This window comes from Brevundimonas sp. BAL450, assembly GCF_015767455.1.
Lineage (GTDB): Bacteria > Pseudomonadota > Alphaproteobacteria > Caulobacterales > Caulobacteraceae > Brevundimonas > Brevundimonas abyssalis.
In genome coordinates this window covers 1-23166 of record NZ_JADWOW010000059.1, presented here as the reverse complement: position 1 = coordinate 23166, position 23166 = coordinate 1, and the positions used below count along the sequence as shown (strand labels likewise).

Annotated in this window: 22 protein-coding genes; 10 read left to right on the top strand and 12 right to left on the bottom strand. The window is 68.3% G+C overall.

What is annotated here, in order from left to right; translation table 11 throughout:
- Positions 1–4 precede the first annotated feature (4 nt).
- The 5 genes from IWC96_RS16250 to IWC96_RS12405 all read right to left on the bottom strand — a co-directional run bounded on the left by IWC96_RS16250 (position 5) and on the right by IWC96_RS12405 (position 6695).
- Positions 5–1561: a DUF4173 domain-containing protein gene (locus IWC96_RS16250; protein WP_196839027.1), complete on the bottom strand. Its 1557-nt coding sequence runs from the start codon at positions 1559–1561 to the stop codon at positions 5–7.
- A 185-nt stretch (positions 1562–1746) separates the two neighbouring features.
- Entirely contained in the window at positions 1747–2130 is a 384-nt protein-coding gene (locus IWC96_RS12420; RefSeq protein WP_045319268.1) for a DUF302 domain-containing protein, read from the bottom strand.
- Positions 2127–2471, bottom strand: coding sequence for a helix-turn-helix transcriptional regulator (locus IWC96_RS12415; protein ID WP_045319273.1), 345 nt, complete (start codon positions 2469–2471; stop codon positions 2127–2129). Before IWC96_RS12415 ends, IWC96_RS12420 begins: the two co-directional genes overlap by 4 nt.
- The gene (locus IWC96_RS12410; protein WP_196839026.1) at positions 2464–5688 is read right to left on the bottom strand and encodes an efflux RND transporter permease subunit; all 3225 of its coding nucleotides are present in this window, start codon (positions 5686–5688) and stop codon (positions 2464–2466) included. The genes IWC96_RS12415 and IWC96_RS12410 overlap by 8 nt, the downstream gene beginning before the upstream one ends.
- Positions 5685–6695 carry an efflux RND transporter periplasmic adaptor subunit gene (locus IWC96_RS12405; protein WP_045319269.1) on the bottom strand — a complete coding sequence of 337 codons (1011 nt, stop codon included), beginning with the start codon at positions 6693–6695 and terminating at the stop codon, positions 5685–5687. The genes IWC96_RS12410 and IWC96_RS12405 overlap by 4 nt, the downstream gene beginning before the upstream one ends.
- Positions 6696–6830: 135 nt before the next feature.
- Here IWC96_RS12405 and IWC96_RS12400 point away from each other — a divergent pair, with 135 nt between their 5' ends.
- Together IWC96_RS12400 and IWC96_RS12395 are read left to right on the top strand one after the other, a co-directional pair.
- Positions 6831–8141, top strand: a complete 1311-nt coding sequence (locus IWC96_RS12400; RefSeq protein ID WP_021698204.1) for an NAD(P)/FAD-dependent oxidoreductase — start codon at positions 6831–6833, stop codon at positions 8139–8141.
- Positions 8138–8341: a DUF2892 domain-containing protein gene (locus IWC96_RS12395; protein ID WP_021698205.1), complete on the top strand. Its 204-nt coding sequence runs from the start codon at positions 8138–8140 to the stop codon at positions 8339–8341. Before IWC96_RS12400 ends, IWC96_RS12395 begins: the two co-directional genes overlap by 4 nt.
- Positions 8342–8405: 64 nt before the next feature.
- On the opposite strand, the gene IWC96_RS12390 is transcribed toward IWC96_RS12395, so the two are convergent.
- Positions 8406–9404 (bottom strand): NAD-dependent epimerase/dehydratase family protein, encoded by a 999-nt coding sequence (locus IWC96_RS12390; RefSeq protein ID WP_021698206.1) that lies wholly within the window; start codon positions 9402–9404, stop codon positions 8406–8408.
- Between the two features lie 303 nt (positions 9405–9707).
- Between IWC96_RS12390 and IWC96_RS12385 the strand changes: the two genes are divergently transcribed.
- Positions 9708–10514, top strand: coding sequence for a DUF1295 domain-containing protein (locus IWC96_RS12385; RefSeq protein ID WP_021698207.1), 807 nt, complete (start codon positions 9708–9710; stop codon positions 10512–10514).
- Positions 10515–10589: 75 nt separating this feature from the next.
- Entirely contained in the window at positions 10590–11234 is a 645-nt protein-coding gene (locus IWC96_RS12380) for a hypothetical protein (protein WP_021698208.1), read from the top strand.
- A 6-nt stretch (positions 11235–11240) separates the two neighbouring features.
- Here the strand turns inward: IWC96_RS12380 and pyrF are convergent, their stop codons facing one another.
- Positions 11241–11939 (bottom strand): orotidine-5'-phosphate decarboxylase, encoded by a 699-nt coding sequence (pyrF, locus tag IWC96_RS12375; RefSeq protein WP_021698209.1) that lies wholly within the window; start codon positions 11937–11939, stop codon positions 11241–11243.
- 110 nt (positions 11940–12049) lie between these two features.
- Between pyrF and IWC96_RS12370 the strand changes: the two genes are divergently transcribed.
- Positions 12050–12748, top strand: coding sequence for a MarC family protein (locus IWC96_RS12370; protein ID WP_045319274.1), 699 nt, complete (start codon positions 12050–12052; stop codon positions 12746–12748).
- A 7-nt stretch (positions 12749–12755) separates the two neighbouring features.
- Here IWC96_RS12370 and IWC96_RS12365 read toward each other — a convergent pair whose 3' ends face one another.
- Both IWC96_RS12365 and rph read right to left on the bottom strand, forming a co-directional pair.
- The gene (locus IWC96_RS12365) at positions 12756–13175 is read right to left on the bottom strand and encodes an HIT domain-containing protein (protein ID WP_196839025.1); all 420 of its coding nucleotides are present in this window, start codon (positions 13173–13175) and stop codon (positions 12756–12758) included.
- Positions 13172–13888 (bottom strand): ribonuclease PH, encoded by a 717-nt coding sequence (gene rph, locus IWC96_RS12360; RefSeq protein WP_021698212.1) that lies wholly within the window; start codon positions 13886–13888, stop codon positions 13172–13174. The genes IWC96_RS12365 and rph overlap by 4 nt, the downstream gene beginning before the upstream one ends.
- A gap of 120 nt (positions 13889–14008) precedes the next feature.
- Here rph and hrcA point away from each other — a divergent pair, with 120 nt between their 5' ends.
- Positions 14009–15094 carry a heat-inducible transcriptional repressor HrcA gene (gene hrcA, locus IWC96_RS12355; protein ID WP_021698213.1) on the top strand — a complete coding sequence of 362 codons (1086 nt, stop codon included), beginning with the start codon at positions 14009–14011 and terminating at the stop codon, positions 15092–15094.
- Positions 15091–15720 carry a nucleotide exchange factor GrpE gene (gene grpE, locus IWC96_RS12350; protein WP_196839024.1) on the top strand — a complete coding sequence of 210 codons (630 nt, stop codon included), beginning with the start codon at positions 15091–15093 and terminating at the stop codon, positions 15718–15720. The genes hrcA and grpE overlap by 4 nt, the downstream gene beginning before the upstream one ends.
- Before the next feature lie 3 nt (positions 15721–15723).
- Here the strand turns inward: grpE and IWC96_RS12345 are convergent, their stop codons facing one another.
- Positions 15724–16596 (bottom strand): dienelactone hydrolase family protein, encoded by an 873-nt coding sequence (locus tag IWC96_RS12345; protein ID WP_196839023.1) that lies wholly within the window; start codon positions 16594–16596, stop codon positions 15724–15726.
- An 87-nt stretch (positions 16597–16683) separates the two neighbouring features.
- On the bottom strand, positions 16684–17307 hold the full coding sequence (locus IWC96_RS12340) for an alpha-ketoglutarate-dependent dioxygenase AlkB (RefSeq protein WP_021698215.1): 624 nt from the start codon (positions 17305–17307) through the stop codon (positions 16684–16686).
- Between the two features lie 235 nt (positions 17308–17542).
- Between IWC96_RS12340 and dnaK the strand changes: the two genes are divergently transcribed.
- The 3 genes from dnaK (at position 17543) to dapB (ending at position 21582) form a co-directional block, all read left to right on the top strand.
- Positions 17543–19459: a molecular chaperone DnaK gene (gene dnaK, locus IWC96_RS12335; RefSeq protein WP_196839022.1), complete on the top strand. Its 1917-nt coding sequence runs from the start codon at positions 17543–17545 to the stop codon at positions 19457–19459.
- Between the two features lie 192 nt (positions 19460–19651).
- A complete protein-coding gene (gene dnaJ / locus IWC96_RS12330) occupies positions 19652–20836 on the top strand; it encodes a molecular chaperone DnaJ (RefSeq protein WP_045319469.1) in 1185 nt (394 codons plus the stop codon).
- Positions 20833–21582 (top strand): 4-hydroxy-tetrahydrodipicolinate reductase, encoded by a 750-nt coding sequence (gene dapB / locus IWC96_RS12325; protein WP_196839021.1) that lies wholly within the window; start codon positions 20833–20835, stop codon positions 21580–21582. Before dnaJ ends, dapB begins: the two co-directional genes overlap by 4 nt.
- A gap of 1148 nt (positions 21583–22730) precedes the next feature.
- Here dapB and IWC96_RS12320 read toward each other — a convergent pair.
- A complete protein-coding gene (locus IWC96_RS12320) occupies positions 22731–23045 on the bottom strand; it encodes an endonuclease domain-containing protein (protein ID WP_231379062.1) in 315 nt (104 codons plus the stop codon).
- Positions 23046–23166: the final 121 nt, after the last annotated feature.

The following is a 23166-nucleotide window of genomic DNA, read 5'->3' as shown; positions in this document are numbered from 1 at the left end:
GAGGTCAACGGGACAGTGGGAGAATGGCCGGCCTTTCGGCCGCTGCTGCAAGGCGGGGCGGCGGGATCAGGCGTCCGTCGCAGTCCCGGCCGCCGGGCGCCGGGGCCGCCAAGGGGTGGTCTGAGGTCATGCGCGCCACGCGATCCAGCCGTCGCTGGTCGCGCCAGCGCCAGCCCCGCCAGTCAGACTGACGCGCCTGTATGGCCGACATCTGGCGAACCCGCACGGCGGCGGTGCGATCCCTCAACAGCGGGTCCGGGGTGCGCTGCTCGAGTTCGACCAGAGCCGTGAGGGCGGCGCCGTTGAGGCTGTTAAGATAGCAGAGGTCCAGTTGGGCGCCTTGTCGGTCCGGGTCCAGCGCCTGGCGAATGTTCCAATGCGCTGCAAGCGTTCCCAGATCCACCGCACTGACCACAGCAAGCACGGTCAGCGCCACGCCGACGTTGGCGTTGATCAGCCAGGCGGCGCTGCGGTTCCTGAGCAGCCGCCAGCAGATCAGGCCCAGCCCGATGCCGACGAGCACCATCCAGATCATGGCGGCGATGCGGAACCGGGTCAGGGAATAGGCTTCGATATAGTCTGCAGTGCGCAGCAAACTGGAGGCGACCAGAAGCAGGTTCTGACCCACCCAGATCACCACCAACCACCTGACGAGCGGTCGCCCGGCGGTTTCCGACGCCGGGCGGAGGAAGACCAGGACGAAGAGGGCCGCCAGCAGAGCCGTGACGATCAGCGGATAGGCGCCGCGGTGCGCATACTGCGCCAGGGTGATCCCGTCCGGCAGCGGCGCGCCGCTCCAGAGAATGGCCAGGTCCAGCCCGTTCTGAACGGCGAACAGCAGGTTGAACACGATCAGTGACAGGGTGACCGACGCCGCCGTGACGCCCGAGAGCTTCTGGCCGTCCAGCGAGGGCAAGGGGAGAAGCCGTGACCGCCAGCGCGGGCGAAGAATTCCGCCGACCATGAAGACGCAGAGGATCCAGAACATCACCCGCGCCACCGCCTCACCGGACAAGGGCGGCAGCCGCAGCCGGGCGGTCAGGTCTCCGATCACGGGATTGGCGCTGGCGAACAGCGTGATGAAGACCGCCCCGCCCAGAACCGGCAGGATGAGGAGCCGCACTACCCCGGGTACATTGAAGGCCCGACGCTGCCGCTTCACCCGGTTCAGCCGCAGCAGATCAAGCCATGGCCCCACGACGGCGGTCGCGGCATGGACCACCAGGCGTTGCGCCCAGCGCCAGGCGTCCTCGTTCCGTCCCACCCGCGCGGACAGCATCGCGATCATCAGGGCGAGCCCGAACAGCAGCCACGCAAGCGCGCTCGGGCGATCAATCAGGATCAAGGCCATGCCGGCGGCGGCCGCCGCCGCCGCGAAGCCTCGAGGATCCGACGCCCAGCCTCTGCGGATCACCGCCGCCGTCGCCAACAAAAGGACAGCGAACAGACCCAGGGCTATTCCGATCGGCCTCAGGAAGAGCAGCCAGTCAGCAGCTACGACCAGAAGAAGCCCCAGAACGATTTTCAGCGCGAAGGATGATCGGATGGATGAAGTGTACACGGCTGGTCGGCGCCTCCCGATGAGGCCGCCGTTGTCACCCGTTCATGTGGAGCGGTGATGCGCGGGGCGTGGGGTTTTGAACCCCGCGCCGTGCAGAAACAGTGCAGAGCACCGGAAGGGAAGCCGTCTTGGCGCCAGGGCCAGACATGGCCTTGGGGAGACGCACGGCCCCGGCCGGACGACTCTCAGACGGCGTCTATGGCCGCGCGCAGCTTCTCACCGACCGACCGGGCGTGCCGCAGCAGCTCCGGATTGTCGATCGCGCTCATGGAAGCAGCCGGATCGACCGCGAACACCTCGGCCTGGCCGTCGATCTGCTGGACCACCACATTGCACGGCAGCATGACGCCCACATGAGACTCCATCTCCAGGGCCTCGTGGGCCATGCGGGGATTGCAGGCGCCGAGGATGCGATACGGGCGGAAATCCTCGCCGATCTTCTCCTTGAGGGTCGCGGCCACATCGATCTCGGTCAGGACACCGAAGCCTTCCGCCTTGAGGGCGTCACGGGTGCGGGCGAGCACCGCGTCGAAATCGGCGTCGATGATGCGGGCGTGGTAGTAGGTCATTTCTCGGCTCCTTCAGTGGCGTTCCGCGACAGGTCGCACACGGACATGATGATCCGCCGCCCCTTTGGTTCCGCGAGACGGTAGTAGATCGTCTGGTTGTCCCGGCGCGAGACGACCAGCCCTTCATCGCGCAGGCGGGCCAGATGCTGGGAACAGGACGACTGCGAGAGGCCGACGAAGCGCGCCAGATCCCCGACGGAATGGTCGCCGTCGGCCAGCCTGCACATCAGCCTGAGGCGATGTTCGTTGGCGAACAGCCGCAGCACCCGCGCCGCGGCCTCGGCGCCCGCCTCCAGACCGGACGTCTCCAGCGGGCGGGCGTCGGCGGCGGGCTCAGCCATGACCTCCGCTCCCGCCGTCATCGCTCATCGCTCGCCCGTCATCCTTCAGCGCCACATAGATGGCCGGGATCACGAGCACGGTCAGCAGGGTCGAAGACATCAGCCCGAACAGGAGCGAGATCGCCAGACCCTGGAAAATCGGGTCGAACAGGATCACCCCCGCGCCGATCATGGCCGCCAGGGCGGTGAGCAGGATGGGTTTGAACCGGATGGCGCCGGCCTCAAGCAGCACGTCCCGCAGGGGCCGCTCAGGCGTCCGGGCGTGGCCGATGAAGTCGACCAGAAGGATCGAGTTGCGCACGATGATGCCGGCCAGGGCGATGAACCCGATCATGGAGGTGGCCGTGAACGGCGCCCCGAACAGCATGTGGCCGATGACGATGCCGATCAGGGTTAGCGGGATCGGCGTCAGGATCACCAGCGGCAGCCGGAAATCGCGGAACTGGGCCACCACGAGCACATAGATGCCCAGCAGCGCCACGCCGAACGCCGCGCCCATGTCTCGGAAGGTGACCCAGGTGATCTCCCATTCGCCGTCCCACAGGATCGTCGCTGTGGTCTCGTCGTCAGGCTGGCCGTTCAGGCGAACCCGGGGACGCGGCAGGTCGCCCCAGTCATGGGCGTCGATGGTGTCCCCGATGGCGAGAATGCCGTAGATGGGCGCTTCGAACTGGCCGGCGAGTTCTGCGGTGACCATTTCAGCGGCGCGTCCGTCCCGTCGATAGATCGGCCAGCTGGCCAGTTCCCGGCGGGCCTCGACGACCTCTCCCAACTCGACCAGACGGGGCGCCCCGTTCAGCGTCGTGACCGCCACCGGCATGACCGCCAGTTGCTCTGTCCAGGCGCGGGCCTCCTGTGGCAGGCGCACGGCGATCTCCACCGGGGGGCGCTCGTCGTCCCGGGCGGCGTAGCCGAGGGCCTGTCCGCCCATGACCGCGGCGATGGAATCCAGCACCTCCCGCTCGGACAGGCCGAAACGTTCGATACGCTCGCGGTCGGGAACCAGCCTCAACACGGGTCGCCGCTCGCCCCGGCTGTTATCCACGTCCACGATGGACGGCTGAGCCCGGAACAGGGTCTCCAATTCCTGCGCCACCGCGCGCCGGGTCGCCGCGTCCGGCCCATAGACCTCGGCCAGCAGCGTCGCCAGGACAGGCGGCCCCGGCGGGGCCTCCACGACCTTGATCACGGCGCCGGGCGGCAAGGGCAGCTCGGCCAGGCGCTGTCGAAGATCGAGGGCCACGTCGTGGCTGCTGCGGTGACGATCGTGCTTGGGCGCCAGCATGACCGCCACGTCGCCCTGTTCAGGGCGGTCGCGCAGGAAATAGTGCCGGACCAGACCATTGAAATTGAACGGCGCCGCCGACCCCGCATAGGTCTCCATCGACAGGACCTCGGGCAGGGTCTGGACGACGACGGCGGCCGAGGCCAGCGCCCGGTCAGTCGCTTCCAGGCTGGTCCCTTCCGGCATGTCCAGCAGCACCTGAAGTTCGGATTTGTTGTCGAACGGCAGCAGCTTCACCGACACCGCCCGCAGGCCGAACATGGACATGGAGACGAGGGTGGCGATCCCCACCACGATCAGGAAGATCCAGGCCGCCCGCCGTGTGCGGATCACCGGAGCGGCGATCCTGCGATAGAGTCGACCCAGCCTGTCCTCGCCCTGATGGTGAGCGCCGTTCAGGGCCCGGCGCGCCAGTCTGATCATCAGCCACGGGGCGATGACCACGGCGACGAAAAAGGAGAAGACCATCGCCGCCGAGGCGTTGATGGGGATCGGCGCCATGTACGGCCCCATCAGGCCGGACACGAAGAGCATGGGCAGCAGGGCGGCGACGACCGTGAGCGTGGCCACGATCGTAGGGTTGCCGACTTCCGCAACAGCCTCCACCGTCGCCTGCTGGCGGCTGCGGCCGTCATTCATGGCCCAGTGCCGCGCGATGTTCTCGATCATAACGATGGCGTCGTCCACCAGGATGCCGATCGAGAAGATCAGGGCGAACAGGCTGACACGATTGATGGTGTAGCCCATCAGATTGGACGCGAAGAGCGTCAGCAGGATCGTGGTCGGAATGACCACGGCGGTGACGGCCGCCTCGCGCCAGCCGATGGCGAACCCGATGAGCACGACGATGGAGACCGTCGCCAGACCCAGGTGCATCAGCAGTTCGTTCGCCTTTTCGTTGGCGGTCTCGCCATAGTCGCGGGTGACGACCACCTCGAGGCCCTCGGGAATCAGCGTGCCCTGAAGGGCCTCAACGCGCGCCAGCACGGCATGGGAGACCACCACCGCGTTGGCTCCCCTGCGCTTTGCGATGGCCAGACTGACCGCCGGCGCCCGGGTCCACCCGTCCTCGGCGCGCGCATAGTGCGCCACGCGCGCCTGGTCCTCCCGCGGCGCCTGAACAATATCGGCGACATCGTTCAGGTAGACGGGGTCGCCGGTCAGCGACCGCACGGTCAGAAAGGCTGCATCCTGCGGCGTCGACAGGCGGCCGCCAGCGCGAACGACCAGCGATTGCCCCTGATCGCGCACAGCGCCTGCGGGGACGGTGCGATTGGCCTGGCGGACGGTGTCGAGAATGGAGATCAGCGGCACCCCCCGGGCGGACATGCGGGCCGGGTCCGGCTCCACCCGGATTTCGGCCGGACGACCGCCTTCGATGAAGGTCAGACCCACATCCTCGACCTTGGTGATCTCGGTCCTGAGCCTTGAGGCGACGTCATGAAGCGCCTGGTCGCTCCACCGGGCCGCCGCCTCGGGGCGGGGCGTCAGGGTCAGCACCAGGGCGGGCACGTCGTTGATGCCCCGCGTCACGATCTGTGGTTCGGAAACCCCTGTGGGAATGGCGTCATAGTTGGCGCGGACCCGCTCGTGGACGCGCACTGCCGCGTCATCGGGATCGGATCCCACCTCGAACCGCGCCGTGACCATCACCCGATCGTCCTCGACCTGGGTGTAGACGTGCTCCACGCCGTCCAGGCTGCGGACAATGGCTTCCAGAGGCTTGGCCGCCAGCTCGGCGGCGTCCGAAGCGTCCAGCCCCGGCGTGGCCACCAGAATGTCCACCATGGGCACGCTGATCTGGGGCTCCTCCTCGCGCGGGATCGAAACGAGCGCCATCAGACCGACAGCGATCGCCGCCAGCAGCATCAACGGGGTCAGCGGCGAATTGAGCGTCAGTCGGGTCAGCCGGCCGGAAAGCCCCAGATTCATCGCCCCGGCTCCGGCGCCACGAGTGTGTCGCCCTCGCTCACACCCGAGAGGATGCGGACCGTGTCGGCGTCATCGGAGTCGCCCAGTTGCACCGGCGCCTCGCTGACCCGCCCCGAGGCGTCGATGGTCCGCACATAGGCCAGCCCATGGCGCATCGCGATGAAGCGGCGCGGCGCCAGCAAAGCCTCTTGCTGGCCCAACGGCGCCTGCACCAGCACCCGCTGGCCCACCCGGTCGCTCGCCAGACCCTCGACCGCTATGTCGGCGACGATTCGGCCAGCGACGGCCGCGGGATAGATCTGGGCCACGGTTCCGGCGGCCGGAAGATTCTCGCCCTCCACCCGGATCTGTTGGCCCTGCCTCAGTCGGCGGCCTTGCGCTTCGGGCAACTCCAGCCTGAGGACCAGCGGGCCGGCCGTGATCGTGGCGATGGACTGACCGGCGACGACGACTGACCCTTCCGGCACGTCGGCAGTCAGCACCCGCCCCGCGACCGGCGCCAGAATCCGCCCCTGGCTCGCCGTTTCGACGCTGGCGGCGCGCTGGGCCCGGGCCGCGCGCAGGTGCGCCTGGGCGGCTTCAGCGCCGGCGCGGGCCTGATCCAGCGCCGCCTGGGCGTAGAAACCGCGATCGAAGAGCGTCTGAACACGCGCCAAGCTATCCCGGGCCAGCACGGCCTCCGCCTCGGCAGCTGAAACGGCAGCGTCGAGGGCGGTGGTCTGGAGGGAAAGACGGTCGTCAGACACGACCCCCAAGACCTGACCCTCGCTCACGATCATGCCCTCGCGCACGTTCAGCCGCACCAGGGTGCCGGAAATGCGCGCGCGCGCCTCGGCGAGATCACGAGAGGTGATGACAGCAGACGCCGGTTTCAGGATCGGGACGACCTGCTGTCGGATGACGAGACGCTCGCCCCGGACCTCGGTCGGCGCCACAGGTTCCGGATCGCCGCCACAGGCGCCGAGCAGGAAAACAATCAACGCCGCCAAGACTGTCGTGGATTTCATCTGACCCTGCAGGTGACCTCTGACGGAGAGATCATCGCCCCGGCGGCGGGGTGATTTCCTTGATACGGATCAAGGACGCCATGAATCGTATGGTGAAGGGTGCGGCCTCCATGCCATGGCAAGGGAAGCGTGCTCATGAACCGGCCAACAATCGTCATCATCGGCGCCGGCCTCGGCGGGGCCATTGCAGCCTTCGACATTCGCCATGTGGTCGGAGACCGGGCGCGGGTTGTGATGGTCTCCAAAGGAGACGTTTTCCACTTCACGCCGTCCAACCCCTGGGTGGCCGTCCGCTGGCGCACGAGGGACGCGATCGAGGTCAGGCTGCCCGATGTGATGAGGCGCAAGGGCGTCGAGTTCATCAATGTGCCGGCCACGCGCATCCGCCCCGACGAAAACGAGATCGACCTCTCGGACGGACGCGCCCTTCACTACGATTATCTGGTCATCGCCACAGGCCCTGACCTGGCCTTTGACGAGATTCCCGGTCTCGGCCCCGAAGGTCATACGGTCTCGATCTGCCATGTGGACCATGCGGTCGAGGCGGCGGCGGCCTTCGACGCCTTCATGGAAGCGCCCGGCCCGATCGTCGTCGGCGCGGTGCAGGGCGCTTCGTGCTTCGGCCCGGCCTATGAATTCGTGATGATCCTCGACACCGAGCTGCGCCGCCGCAAACTGCGCGACCGCGCCCCCATGACCTTCGTCACCTCCGAACCCTACATCGGCCATCTTGGCCTGGACGGCGTGGGCGACACCAAGGGTCTGCTGGAAAGCGAGATGCGCCAGCGGCACATCAAATGGATCACCAACGCCCGGGTGACATCCGTCGACGCCGGCATGATGCACGTGGAGGAGGTCGCGCAGGACGGGTCGGTCAAGGCGAGCCATGACCTGCCCTTCTCCTACTCCATGATGCTGCCCGCCTTCCGGGGCGTCGAGGCGATCCGGGGTGTCGAGGGGCTGACCAATCCGCGCGGGTTCGTCCTCGTGGACAAGCACCAGCGCAACCCGACCTGGCCTGACATCTTCGCCCTGGGCGTCTGCATCGCCATTCCGCCCACAGGCCCGACCCCTGTGCCGGTAGGCGTGCCCAAGACCGGATTCATGATCGAAAGCATGGTCACGGCGATCTCGATCAATCTCAGGGACATCATCGACGGCAAGCCGCCGACAGCGGAAGCCAGCTGGAACGCCATCTGTCTGGCCGACTTCGGCGACGAGGGCGTGGCGTTCATCGCCCAACCCCAGATTCCGCCGCGAAACATCAACTGGGCGGCGCGCGGTCGCTGGGTCCACGCCGCCAAGGCCGCTTTCGAGCGCTATTTCCTGCACAAGGTTCGCCGAGGGCAGGCCGAACCTCTCTACGAGAAGCTCGCGCTCAGCCTTCTCGGCGCCCCGAAGCTGCGATCGCCCGCCGCCCCGTCATCACAGGAGACCACCCCGTGACCCTTGATCATGCCGTCATGATGCTGGCCGGATCCCTCGTCCTCGTCGGAGCGGCCCTGGCCTACTGGGTGCATCCGGCGTGGATATGGCTGCCGGCGCTGGTTGGCCTCAATCTGATTCAGGCCTCGATCACGGGCTTCTGCCCTGCGGCCATTCTGCTGAAAAGGCTGGGCGTGCGTCCAGGGGCCGCGTTCCGTTGAACCCAGGTTGTTGCGGCAACCACGGCCGGGACTTCCGGGTGTTCAAGGAAGCTCATGTTTGCGGTCAGTGGCCGTATCTCTGCCGATACCAGTCCACGAATGCGGGCACGCCGCGGCTGATCGGGGTTTCGGGCTTGTAGCGGATCAGGCGCTCCAGCAGGTCGGCCGAGGCCGTGGTGTGCGGTACATCGCCGTCCTGCATGGGCAGGAAGTTCTTGGTCGCTGTGCGCCCCAAGGCGCGCTCAAGTTCACCGATGTACTCCATCAGGAGGATCGGGCGGCCTCCCCCGATGTTGACCATCCGAAAGGGTGCAACGGGCGACAGGCTGTCGTTCTCGACCCGATTGGCCTCGTTCGGCGCCACATCCATCAATCGCACAACGGCTTCCACCAGATCGTCGATGAAGGTGAAGTCGCGGGACATGTCGCCGCCCCCGTAAACATCGATCGGTTCGCCCGCCAGGATGGCTTTGGCGAATTTGAACAGGGCCATGTCCGGCCGGCCCCACGGCCCATAGACGGTGAAGAAGCGAAAGAAGGTCGTCGGAACGCCGAAGAGGTGCGCATAGGCATGCCCCATCAGCTCTGTTGCGCCTTTGGTGGCGGCGTAAAGCGTCATGGGATGAACCGCCCTGTCGGTCTCCCGGAACGGCATATCGACGTTGGCGCCGTAGGCCGAGCTGGTGGAGGCGCACAGCAGGTGTCGGACCGGCAGACGCCGCGCCGCCTCCAGCACATTGAACGAGCCGACCAGATTGGCGGAGATGTAGGCCTCGGGATGGTCGATGCTGTAGCGGACGCCCGCCTGGGCGGCCAGGTGGATGACCACCTCGGGTGAGAACGCGGCCCAGGCCGCGTTGAACGCGGGGCCGTCCTCCAGCGCCAGCCGCGCCACACGGAACGCCCCGTACCCCTCCAGGATGGTATTCCTGTCCTCCTTCAAGGCCAGGTCATAATAGGGCGAGAAGCTGTCGACCCCCAGCACCTCATGGCCATCTTCAAGCAGCCGCCGGGCCAGGTGAAAGCCAATGAACCCGGCCGTGCCGGTGATCAGATAGCGCATGCCATGCCCTCCTTTTTCCCCGACAGCCATCCCTCGGACGGCGGGCTCTGCGGCTCGTGCCGTGCAAGCGGTTCATCGCCTCTCGCTCAGACCACATCTCGCCATCCAAGGCTTCCCAAATTCTAAACCAGGGAAATGGCTGCGCTGAACGCTCGGACTGCTTCCGCAATCAGCGCAGGACAGATCAAGAGTCGTGCCTGAGAAAGGGCCGGCGGCGGGGGATAGGACAGCGACGGCCGGCTCTGATATGAGAGGCGCGGGCCGCGCGGGCATCCGTTTTCGCGCGGGAGTCGTTTCTGAGCCATGACCCTCCTGGAAATCCTTCTCCTCCTCGCGCGCAATCTGGCCCTGATCGTCGTGGTTATGCTGGCGCTTTGGCTCCTCGCCCTGAAGCTGAAGGATGTCAGCTTCATCGACGGGGTCTGGGGTCTGGGCATGGTGCTGCTGGCGGGGGCCACGTTCCTGCAGACGGACGGCGATCCCCTGCGCAAGGGGCTTCTGACCGGGCTGTGCGCCGTGTGGGGCATCCGGCTGGGCGTGCACCTGCTGAAACGCTGGCGCGCCCACGGCCCGGACCGGCGCTATCAGGCCCTGCTGAAAAGCCGCGCGAACAAGGGGCAGGGCTTCGCCCCGGCCTCGCTGATGTTCGTGTTCCTGCCACAGGCGGTGCTGCTGTGGCTGACCTGCCTGCCGGTGCAGCTGGGCCAGGTGGCGGCGGCGCCCGCCGTGGGCTGGATCGGCTGGATCGGCGCGGCCCTGGCCCTGTTCGGCATCGTGTTCGAGACCGTGGCCGACGCCCAGCTCTCGGCGTTCAAGCGCGACCCGGACAGCAAGGGCAAGGTGCTGGACACCGGCCTGTGGCGCTACACCCGCCACCCCAACTATTTCGGCGACGCCTGCGTCTGGTGGGGTCTGTGGCTGGTGGCGGCGGAGACCGTTCCGGGTCTGTTTGCGATCCTCGGGCCGATCTTCCTCACCTTCACCCTGACCAAATGGTCGGGCGCGCCCACCACCGAGGGCGGGATGCACAAATCCCGGCCCGGCTATGCGGATTATGTGGCGCGCACCAGCGGCTTCTTCCCCCTGCCGCCGAAGAAGACAGCGGGCTGAATTCGCCGGATTGGCGATAAGCGAACCAAGTGCGGACGGCTGCGTTAACCTTTGCGGCCGAGCTGGAGAACCGCCATGAAATCTGTGCTGTCGATCGCCGGAGCCGGAACGCTCGGCGCGCTGCTGCTGTCCGCCGCCCCCGCGTTGAGCCAGAGCTACGGCTCCGGCTACGGGGCCGGCTATGATTATGACCGGGGCGCCTATGCCTATGGCAACGCCTATGCGGGCCAGGATCGGTCGTACGGCTACGCCCGACGCGGCTCATACGACAGGGGCTATGACGACCGGGGATACGGCGACAGACGATATGAGGACCGCGGGCGTGGCGACGATCATCGCCGTCGCGAGCGGTACGATCCGCCCCAGCGGCCGGCACCCTACACCAGCTATAATTCCTACGGCGTGAACAGCGCCCATGTGACCGGATACAGCTACGGCTATGGCGGGGCGGGCTACCCTTACGCACAGACGCAAAGCTACAGCTACGGCTATGCTCAACCGTCGCGGGGCTACAGCCAGTACGGCTACGCCGACCGGGGCGGGCGATACGGGTACAGCCGGGACTACCGGCATGACCAGCGGCGGCCCGGCTACCGGGACCGGCATGGATATAACGACGACCGGCCGCCTGCCCGGCATCGCACCGAGTATCGGTATGACAACGACTACCGCTACGACCGGGACTGCTATTGCCAGGACGTTTATCTGTACGACCGCTGAGGATCGTCAGGCGGCGGCCATCTCCTGCACGATGGCTTCGGCCGCGACGCGCGGATCGGGCGCGGCGGTGATGGGGCGGCCCACCACGAGGTGGGTGGCGTCGGCCTGCAAGGCCGAGGCCGGGGTGGCGGCGCGGGCCTGATCGTCCAGGGCGGCGCCCGCCGGGCGGACGCCCGGGGTGACGATCAGGAAGTCGGGGCGGCCGGCGGCCTCGGCCAGGGCGCGCACCTGCGCCGCCTCGTGGGGGCTGGAGACCACCCCGTCGATGCCCGCGTCCAGCGCCTGACGCACCCGCAGCGCCACCAGATCGGCGGCGGACAGGCTGTGGTCGTCGGCGGTCAGGTCCGCGTCGGTCAGGCTGGTCAGGACCGTGACGCCCAGGATCTTAAGGCCCGAGCCTTCGGCGCCCTTTCGGGCCGCCGCCATCACCTGCGGCTGGGCGTGGACGGTCAGCAGGTCGCAGCCGGATCTGGCCAGGGCGGCGGCGGCCTTTTCCACGGTCGCGCCGATGTCGTGCAGCTTCCAGTCCAGGAACACCTGCTTGCCGTCCGCCTTCAGCTCGCGGGCCAGGACCATGCCGTCGGTGGCGAACAACTGCAGTCCCACCTTGTAGAATTCGACGGCGTCGCCCAGCCGCCCGGTCAGGGCGCGGGCCTCATCGGTGGTGGGGAAATCGAGTGCGCAGATCAGGCGCGGGTCGGACATGGCGTGGTCTCCGGGCGCTCGAGTGAAGGAACGCGGGTTGCGAAGCGGCGCGACCCGGCCGATAGAGGCGGAACGCGGGGCAGAACAGATTTTCAGGCCAAGACATGGACATGAACGCCGTCGATCTCGGGGTCAACCTCTTCGTGGCCCTGTTCGCCCTGGCCGATCCCATCGGCAATGTGCCCATCTTTGCGGCCGCCACCCTGGGCGCCACGGCGGCGCAGCGGCGCGGCATCAGCGGCATGATCGCCCTGACCATGATCGGGTTTCTGGTCTTCTTCTTCGTCACCGGCCTGGCCCTGCTGGAGTTCTTCGGCATCTCGCTGGCGGCGTTCCGCATCGCCGGGGGCATCCTGCTGCTGTTTCTGGGTCTGGACATGACCCGGGATGATTTCCTCAAGGCCTTCGCCGACGTGGACCCCACCAATGATCCGGGCGACGTGCGCGGCTATGCGCGGCGGCGGTTCCAGCGTCTGGTGGTGCCCATCGCCATTCCGCTGCTGATCGGGCCCGGGGCCATTTCAGCGGTGATCATTCAAGCGGGCGAAGCCCGCGAGATCGGGGCGGCGGGCTGGGCCGCGGGGCTGGCGGCCATCGTGGCGGTGTCGGTGGTGACCTTCGCCTGTTTCTCGGTCTCGGGCCTGATCAGCCGGCTTCTGGGCGAAGTGGGCATGGCCATCGTGGTGCGGGTGCTGGGCCTGATCCTGTGCGCCCTGGCGGTTCAGTTCATCATCGTGGGCCTGGGTGAGGCCACCAACGGCTTCATCAACCTGGCCGCCTCGGCGCCCTACGGCGAGGGTGGGCACTGAGGGCGGATCAGCCCTTGCGGATGACAGCCAGCAATTCGTCCCGCACCTCGGGCTCATAGGGAATGGCCGGGCCGCGCCCCCAGACCGGATCGGGCCACAGGCCGTCATCGCGGCGCCGGCCGACCACATGGACGTGCAGCTGGGCGGTGACATTGCCGATGGCGGCGATGTTCAGCTTCTCCACCGGGCGCATGGACCGCTGGCCGATGGCCCGCACCATGGCGCCCGCGCGTACGGTCTCCTCCATCAGCACCGCCCGTTGTTCCGCCGTCAGCTGGTCCAGTTCGATCAGGCCCTCGAAGCGGGGAATCAGGATCAGCCAGGGAAAGCGCGCGTCATCCTGCAGCCGGACCTGACACAGCGGCCAGTTCGCCGCCTCGATCGAACCGGCGTCAAAGGCCGGGTCGGCAGCGAAGGCCTCCGTCATCGCCCCAGCGCCGCCCGCTGCATGGCGAACAGCTCGGCGCAGCCGCTTTCGGCCAGCCCGAACAGGCGGTCGAACTCGGCCCGGCTGAAGCCGCGCTTCTCGCCGGTGGCCTGGATCTCCACGATGTCGCCTGACCCGGTCAGGACAAAGTTGGAATCGGCCTCGGCATTGGAATCCTCTTCGTAATCCAGGTCCAGCACGGGCGTATCCATGAACACGCCGCAGGACACCGCCGCCACCTGATCCAGAATGGGGTCGGTTTTCAGCACGCCCTCGTCCTTCAGGTAGTTCAGGGCCGAGGCCATGGCGACCCAGGCGCCGGTGATGGCGGCGGTGCGGGTGCCGCCGTCGGCCTGGATCACGTCGCAGTCGATCAGCACCTGACGCTCGCCCAGCGCCTTCATGTCCACCACCGCCCGCAGCGAGCGGCCGATCAGGCGCTGGATTTCCTGCGTCCGGCCCGACTGCTTGCCCGCCGCCGCCTCCCGCCGGCCCCGGGTGTGGGTGGCGCGGGGCAACATGCCATATTCCGCCGTGACCCAGCCCTGCCCCTTGCCGCGCAGCCACGGCGGCAGGCTTTCCTCCACCGACGCGGTGACCAGAACCTTCGTATGGCCAAAGCTGACCAGGCACGAGCCCTCGGCGTAGCGATTGACCCCGATCTCGAGGGTGACGGGGCGAAGCTGTTCGGGCGTGCGGTCAGACGGGCGCATGGGTCTCGCTTATCGTATTGGAAGTGGTGGCCCGGACGCTTATCCTGAAAGGGTGAGCCTGTCCCGTCCAGAAGCCGTGAAAGCCGTTTATCCGCACCCCCCCGCAGCGGAGGCCCGGTCATGAGCCTGTTCGCCCCCTCCGCCCCCCTGACCATGCTGGACGACCGGGCGCGCGACATCTTCCGCCGCATCGTCGAGACCTATCTGGAGACCGGCGAGCCGGTGGGTTCGCGCACCCTGTCCCTGAGCGGGGTGTCCCTGTCGCCGGCCTCCATCCGCAACACCATGCAGGACCTGACCCTGGCGGGGCTGCTGCACGCGCCCCACACGTCGGCCGGAAGGGCGCCCACCCACGCGGGCCTGCGTCTGTTCGTGGACGGGCTGCTGGAGATCGGCGACGTCAGCCAGGAGGAGCGGCGCGAGATCGACGCCCGTCTGGCCGTCCACAAGGGCGCGGCGGGCCGCGGCGGCTTCGAGGAGGCGCTGGATGCGGCCTCGTCCCTGCTGTCGGGTCTGGCGGGCGGCGCCGGCGTGGTGGCCAGCCCGGTGCGTGACACCGGCGTGCGCCATGTGGAGTTCGTGGCCCTGGGTGAGGATCAGGCGCTGGCGGTTCTGGTGGCCGAGGACGGCACGGTTGAGAACCGCCTGATGCCGCTGGCCGCCGGGGTCACGGCCTCGACCCTTCAGGAAGCCTCCAACTTCCTCAACGCCCGGCTCAAGGGCCGACCGCTGCAGGAGGCGCGCAGCGAGATGAGCGCCGAGCTTCAGGCCGCCCGGCGCGATCTGAACGAGGCCGCCGCCCGGCTGGTGGAGGACGGCATGGCCGCCTGGTCCGGCGGACCGGACCGCGAGCGGGCCCTGATCGTGCGCGGCCGCGCCAATCTTCTGCAGGACCGCGAGGCGCTGGAGGATCTGGAGCGGGTGCGCGTCCTGTTCGACGACCTGGAGCAGAAAGAACAGCTGATCGGCCTTCTGGACGGGGTCACAAACGCCCAGGGGGTGCGCATCTTCATCGGCGCCGAAACGCGACTGTTTTCACTTTCGGGTTCCGCCGTGATCGCGGCGCCCTATATGTCGGGCCGACAGCGGGTTCTGGGCGCCATCGGCGTAATCGGACCTGCAAGACTGAACTACGCCCGTGTCATTCCGTTGGTGGACTATACCGCCCGGGTGCTGGGCCGGATGCTGGACGGACAGGAAACGTGAGCGACACCTATAACGACCGAAACGACGCCGAAGCGCGCGACGAAGCCGACCTGAACGCCGAGGCGGGGCTTGACGCCGATCCCGCCCACGCGTTCGAGCAGGAGGACGATCTGGGCCCCATCGACGCCCTGATCACCGAGCGCGACGAGTGGAAGGACCGCGCCCTGCGCGCCGTAGCCGAGGCCGACAACGTCAAGCGCCGCGCCGAGCGCGAGATGAATGACGCGCGCGCTTACGCCATCACCCGCTTCGCCCGCGATCTGCTGGGCGTGGCCGACAATCTGTCGCGCGCCTTGCAGGCGGCTCCGAAGGAGAACGCCGACGCCGCCGTGGGCGGTCTCGTCACCGGGCTGGAGATGACCGAGAAGTCGCTGCTGTCGGCCTTCGAGACAAACGGCCTGACCCGCGTGGCGCCCGAGGCGGGGGAGGCGTTCGACCCCAACCTGCATCAGGCCATGATGGAGCAGCCCTCCGACACCGTGGCGGCCGGCCAGGTCATCCAGACCATGCAGGCGGGCTACGCCCTGTTCGGCCGGGTCGTGCGTCCCGCCATGGTGGTGGTGGCCGCGCGGGGATCTGGCGGCGGCTCGCAGGAGCCCGGCGCGCGACTCGACGCCAAGGTCTGATACCTAGAGGTGAGCCTGGAAGTGCGCCAGCAGGCGTGACCAGCCGTCCGCCGCCGCTTCGGCCTGATAGCTGGGGCGGTAGTCAGCGTGAAAGGCGTGTCCGGCGCCCGTATAGAGCACGATCTCGCTGGCGGTCTGGCCCTCCCGGGTCAGGGCCTCGCGCATGGCTTCCACCGACGCGACCGGAATGCCCCGGTCGTCCTCTCCGTACAGGCCCAGCACCGGCGCCTTGAGGTCGCCCGCCAGGTCCACCGGCCAGGGCGCGCCGGCGGTCGCGCCGTCTTCCGGGGCCAGCCGCCCGTACCAGGCGACGCCCGCGTCAAAGGCGGCGAAGCGGGCCACCGCCTGCCAGACCACCTTGCCGCCCCAGCAGAAGCCGGTGATCCCCACCCGCTCACTGTCGGCCCAGATCTGGCCGCCCAGCCACTGCAGGGTCGCCGAGACGTCGCCCATGACCTGTTCGTATCCGGCCGCCCCAACGATCTCGAACACTCGCGCCATGTCCGACAGGGGCGCTGGATCCTCCACCCGCACGAAGAAGGCGGGGGCGATGGCCGCATAGCCCTCCCTGGCCAGGCGGCGGCACACGTCCTGGATATAGGCGTGCACGCCGAAGATCTCCGACGCCACCACCACGATGGGGAACGGCCCTTCGCCCTCGGGCCGCGCCACATAGGCGGGCAGGTCGAAGCCGTCCGGCGCGGGCAGGTTCACCGTCTCGGTCACCAGTCCGTCGGCATCCGTCACCACCGGCTCGGCCGATTGCGACACCGCCGCGGTCGCATAGCCGGCGAACAGCAGGCCCCCCAGCAGCCGGCGACTGATCTTGAAATCCTCGGGCCGGGGGCCTTCGGGGCGGATCAGGTTCACGCTCATGACGGGTCTCCGGGGGTCGGCTCGGGAAAGCGCGACTGTGCGCCGCCCCGTGGGTCCGGTCCAGTCACGACCCGGTCAAGCGGCCGTTCAGGCGGCACGTCGCAGGGTCAGGTTCATGCGCCCGCCCCCCGGCAAAAGGCTGGACGATCCGCCCAGAATCCGGTCGATCCCGTGCCGCGCCAGCCGCGCCGGCCCTGACAGCATGCATGCATCCCCCGAGGCCAGCCGCACCGAGCGCGTCCGCCCGCCGCCCGCCGCCCCGATCCGGAACACCGCCGTGTCCCCCAGCGAGACCGACAGCACCGGCGCGGTCAGGTCCCGCTCATCCTTGTCCTGATGCAGGCCCATGCGGGCGTCGGCGTCATACAGATTGACCAGACAGGCGTCGGGCGGCGCGGGCCAGCCGGTCAGATCGTCCCACAAGGTCAGCAACATCTGGGGAATCGGCGGCCAGGGCGCGCCTGTTTCGGGATGAACCGCCTGATAGCGATAGCCCGCCCGGTCCGAGACCCACCCCAGCGGCCCCAGATTGCTCATACGCACAGAGAACGGCCGTCCGCCTGGCGTGACAGGCCGATACAGCGGCGCGGCCTCCAGCGCCGCCAGCACCTGATCCCGCAGCTGCGCCTGATCCGCAGCCGTCAGTCGCCCCGGCCAGAGGCGAAAACCGTCGAGCGAGTCATCCAGCGTCATGTCGGCGGGCGAGGTCATTGACCCCATATCGGATGGGCCTGATCTCGCGCCAAGCCCTTGCACCCCTTGCGGGCTTTCCCATATCCGACCGGAACGTGGACAAGACCCTATTCCTTTGAGGGAATTGTTCGCTTAAGGAGCCCCACCGCCGGTTCGCCCGGCAAGCCTAACAACCCACAGGGGGCGGTCACGCGCGGCGCTTGATCCGAAGGCCGCCGCATCGCCCGCCGATACGGAGTGAAAGACAACGCCCATGAGCAAGATCATCGGCATCGACCTCGGCACCACCAACTCGTGTGTTGCGGTCATGGACGGCAAGAATCCCAAGGTCATCGAGAACGCCGAGGGCAACCGCACCACCCCGTCGGTGGTCGCGATCCAGGAGGACGGCCAGTCCCTGGTCGGCCAGCCGGCCAAGCGCCAGGCGGTCACCAACCCCGAGAACACCTTCTTCGCCATCAAGCGCCTGATCGGCCGCAGCTATGACGACCCCGTCGTGGCGAAGGACAAGAAGATGGTCCCCTACGAGATCGTCAAGGGCCCCAATGGCGACGCCTGGGTGCGCGCCCACGGCAAGGACTATTCCCCCCAGCAGGTCTCCGCCTTCACCCTTCAGAAGATGAAGGAGGCCGCCGAGGCCTATCTGGGCGAGAAGGTCGAGAAGGCGGTCATCACCGTCCCGGCCTATTTCAACGACGCCCAGCGTCAGGCCACCAAGGACGCCGGCAAGATCGCCGGCCTTGAGGTCCTGCGCATCATCAACGAGCCCACCGCGGCCGCGCTGGCCTATGGCCTCGACAAGAACGACGGCCAGAAGATCGCCGTCTACGACCTGGGCGGCGGCACCTTCGACGTCTCGATCCTGGAGATCGGCGACGGCGTGTTCGAGGTGAAGGCCACCAACGGCGACACCTTCCTCGGCGGCGAGGACTTCGACCTGCGTCTGGTCGATTATCTGGCCGATGAGTTCAAGAAGGAGCAGGGCGTCGACCTGCGCTCCGACAAGCTGGCCCTGCAACGCCTCAAGGAAGAGGCCGAAAAGGCCAAGAAGGAGCTGTCCTCGGTCACCCAGTACGAGGTCAACCTGCCCTTCATCACCATGAACGCCTCGGGCCCGCTGCACCTGAACATCAAGCTCTCGCGCGCCAAGCTCGAAGCCCTGGTGGACGACCTGATCCAGCGCAGCATCGAGCCGTGCCAGAAGGCCCTCAAGGACGCGGGCCTCAAGGCCTCGGACATCGACGAGGTCATTCTGGTCGGCGGCATGACCCGCATGCCCAAGGTGCAGGAGGCCGTGAAGGCCTTCTTCGGCCGGGAGCCGCACAAGGGCGTGAACCCCGATGAAGTGGTGGCGCTGGGCGCCGCCGTTCAGGCCGGCGTGCTGCAGGGCGACGTCAAGGACGTGCTTCTGCTGGACGTGACCCCCCTGACCCTGGGCATCGAGACCCTGGGCGGCGTGTTCACCCCCCTGATCGAGCGCAACACGACGATCCCCACCAAGAAGAGCCAGGTGTTCTCCACCGCCGACGACAACCAGTCGGCCGTGACCATCCGGGTGTTCCAGGGCGAGCGGCCCATGGCGGCGGACAACAAGATCCTCGGCCAGTTCGACCTGATGGGCATTCCCCCCGCACCGCGCGGCATGCCCCAGATCGAGGTGACCTTCGACATCGACGCCAACGGCATCGTCAACGTCGGCGCCAAGGACAAGGCCACCAACAAGGAGCAGTCGATCCGCATCCAGGCCAACGGCGGCCTGTCGGATGAGGACATCGAGACCATGGTCAAGGAGGCGGAAGCCAACGCCGCCGCCGACAAGGCCCGCAAGGAGCTGGTCGAGGCCCAGAACGGCGCCGACAGCCTGATCCACTCCACCGAGAAGGCCATGGCCGAGCACGGCGACAAGGTCTCCGGCGACGACAAGACCGCCATCGAGACGGCCCTGGCCGACCTCAAGTCCGCCCGCGAGGGTGAGAACGCCGAGGACATCAAGGCCAAGACCCAGACCCTGGTCCAGGCCTCCATGAAGCTGGGCGAGGCCATGTACGCCGCCCAGCAGGGCTCCGGCGACGGCGCTGACGGCGCCCAGGCCGAGCAACCCGCCGACGACGGCGTGGTGGACGCCGAGTTCGAGGAAGTCTCGGACTCCGACGACAAGAAGAGCGCCTGAGGCGGTCTGACCGAGCAGAGCCCCGCTCGCTTCTCCAGTGAGGCGAGCGGGGCTTTTTTCTGATCGCGGATGGCGATACCCCTGACCTTCATGCGGATATTGCATCCGTCGGGGCGGACACCATCTGAGGCATGACGACGGCGCCGGAGCCCTTCGGCGCGACGGGGCGAAACAAGGAATCGGGTACGCCTTATGGCGCGTGACTTCTACGAAATCCTGGGCGTCGAGCGGACCATCGACGCGGCCGGCCTCAAGGCGGCCTATCGCAAGCTGGCCATGGCGCACCACCCGGACCGGAACGGCGGGTGCGAGGACTCCGCGGCCAAGTTCAAGGAAATCAGCGAGGCCTACGGCGTCCTGTCGGACGACCAGAAGCGCGCGGCCTATGACCGGTTCGGCCATGCCGGGGTCAACGGCGGCGCGGGCGGGCGCGGCGGCGGGCAGGGCTTCCACGACATCAACGACATCTTCTCCGAAGTGTTCGGCGAGGCGTTCGGCGACGTGTTCGGCGGGGCCCGCTCCCAGCGCGGCGGACCGCGCCGGGGCTCGGACCTGCGGCATGATCTGGAGATCACCCTGGAGCAGGCCTACCGGGGGCTGGATGCGGAGATCACGGTCCCCACCACGGCGACCTGCGAGACCTGCAACGGCTCGGGCGCCAAGGCGGGCAGCCAGCCGACCACCTGCGCCACCTGCGCCGGTCAGGGGCGGGTGCGTCAGGCCAACGGCTTCTTCGCGGTGGAGCGCACCTGCCCCCACTGCGGCGGCCAGGGCAAGGTCATCAAGGACCGCTGCGGCTCGTGTCACGGCCACGGCCAGGTGCGCAGGAACCGCACCCTGTCGCTGAAGATCCCGGCGGGCGTGGACGACGGCTCGCGCATCCGGCTGGCGGGCGAGGGCGACGTGGGCATGGGCGGCGGCCCGCGCGGCGACCTCTATGTGTTCCTGTCGGTGAAGCCCCACGAGCTGTTCGAGCGGGACAATCTGGACCTGCTGGTGACCGTCCCCGTGCCCATGACCGTGGCGGCCCTGGGCGGCGAGATCGAGGCCCCGTGCCTGGTGTCGGAGGCCTGCGACGGCCAGTGCCGGGCCTCCGTCAAGGTCCCCGAGGGCGCCGAGACCGGCAAGACCGTGCGCATCAAGGGCAAGGGCATGCCCCGGCTGGACGGCCGCGGGCGCGGCGACCTGGTGGTGGAGCTGTTCGTGGAGACGCCCCAGAACCTCAACGCCCGCCAGAAGGCGCTTCTGAAGGAGCTGGCCGAGTGTTGCGGCGAGGCCCAGAACCCCCGCAACTCCGGCTTCGCCTCCAAGGCCAAGCGGTTCTGGAGCGAGATCACCGGCAGCGACGATACGCCCAAGAAGGAAAGCGCGGCTTGAGCGGCGTGATCCATGTGGGCGTCTCGGGCGCCCGGGGCCGCATGGGCCGCGCCGTCGGCCAGGTGCTGGACGCGCGCGAGGATCTGGTGGTGGCCGCCCGCTTCGACCGCGGCGAGACCCCGGACCTCTCCCTTTGCGACGTGGTCATCGATTTCTCGACGCCTGACGCCTCCGTCGAACTGGCCCGCCATGTGGCGGCGCGCGGCGGCCCGGCGCTGGTGATCGGCTCAACGGGGCTGAGCGACGATCAGGAAGCCGAGATCACGAAAGCCGCCGACAAGGTGGCCATCGTGCGCAGCGGCAATTTCTCGCTGGGCGTCAACATCCTGGTGGGACTGGTGGAGCGCGCCGCGGCCCGGCTGGACGCGGCGGACTGGGACATCGAGGTGCTGGAGAGCCATCACCGCAAGAAGGTGGACGCCCCCTCAGGGACCGCCCTGATGCTGGGAGAGGCCGCGGCCATGGGCCGGCATGCCGACCTGGCGGAGCTGCGCATTGCGGCGCGCGAGGGCATAACCGGCGAACGCCCCGTTGGCGGCATTGGCTTTGCGGCCCTGCGCGCCGGGGGCATCGTGGGCGACCACACCGTCCTGTTCGCCTCGGAGGACGAGGTCCTGACCCTGAGCCATTCGGCCATCGACCGGTCCCTGTTCGCCCGGGGCGCCGTGGCCGCCGCCGTCTGGGTCAAGGCCCGCAGCCCCGGCCTGTACGACATGCAGGACGTGCTGGGCTTCCGGCAGGCCTGAGCCCTCTTTCCTGATTTCGGGCCCCTCCCCGTTCGGCTCCCCGTCTGTGGCGGGTGAGATTTCAAACTCGCGGGCGGAAAAAACAGGGTGCGAATTGTCCGAATGGTCCGAAATCGGCTTCGCGGACGGCGCGGTTTCGGCCGCGTCGCCAGCCGTGACGGGCGTGGCGGTTTCGGACTGCGGGGCGGAAAAAACAGGGTGCGAATTGTCTGAATTGTCCGAAACGCCGACGCCGGGGGCGCCGGGCGCCGCCGGTTCGGGCGCGGCCTCGGCGGACGGCCGCCGTATGTGCGCATAGTAGTTGGGCATCTCGGCGAAGCGGGCGTTGATGGCGGCCTGGCGGGCCTCGAGATTCGTGTGGTCGACCCAGGAGGGCGGCGGCGGCGGCGACGGTTCGGGATCGGGACGCGCCGCCTGGGCCATCAGCTTTTCATGCAGACGCATCCACGACCCGGCCTCCACCGCGCGGCCGGCCTGCAGGGCGCGGTTCATGCGGATCAGGGCCGTGTGGGCCATTTCCCGATAGTCGGGCAGGGTCGCGGCCTCGTCGGAGTCCAGGTCCACCGGGTCGGGGGCGGCGTGGGGCGTGTCCAGGCGGCGCCATCCCCCGGAGGCCGCGCGGTCCCGCAGGGTGCTGACCTTGAGGCCGTAACGGGCGCAGACGTCCGCCGCCGTATCGCCGGCCTGATAGTCCTGCCGGGCCAGATCCCAGACCTCGTCCGACGCCCGGCGATAGCCGCCGCGCGCGGCGTCCCGGGATGGGGCGTCATTGAAGAAGGCCGCGTCGATCTCGGCCCGGTCCTGCGCCGAAGGCCAGTGCGCCGGGTCGCGCCCGTGGTCGTCCATGATCCGTCTCCTCGCGTGGAGGCGGGAGTTTACGGGCCGTGGGAAGGCGGCGGCGTGTTTCGGGGTGTTCTGGCGCGAAATCGGGGCGGGGCAAGGGATTGGGGGCGGGAAATGCGGGGATTAATCCTCCCCCATCGGGGGAGGTGGATCGGCGCGAAGCGACGAGACGGAGGGGGCTGAGGCCGAGGCTGCGGAGGATTGTGGGTGCGCTGGATCGGTGAGGGAGACCGCCCGCCGGCCATCCAGTCCGCCGCAAGCCCCCTCCACCGCTTCGCGGTCCCCCTCCCCCGATGGGGGAGGATTTAGCGGCCGCTCACGCGCGCGTTCAGGCCCGCAAGGACGCCGTCCAGGTTGTTCAGCACCGCCGTGGCGGGGATGCGCAGAACCTCGATGCCGCGCAGGTTCAGCCATCGGGTGCGCTCGGCGTCATGGCGCATCTGGTCGGGGTCTTCGTGGCCCCCGCCGTCCACCTCCACCGCCAGCTGCGTGGTCTCGCAAAAGAAGTCCAGAATGAACGGCCCGACCGGATGCTGGCGCCGGAACCGCGTCTTGCCCAACCGCCGCTTGCGCAGCGCGCGCCACAACAGCACCTCCGGCAGGGTCATCTTCCGCCGCAAGGCCCGCGCCCGCTGAATGGTGATCTTCGGCGGATACATAACGGCACTATTCGAAAGGTGGGCGCGGGCGTCAATCCTCCCCCATCGGGGGAGGGGGACCATGCGCAGCATGGTGGAGGGG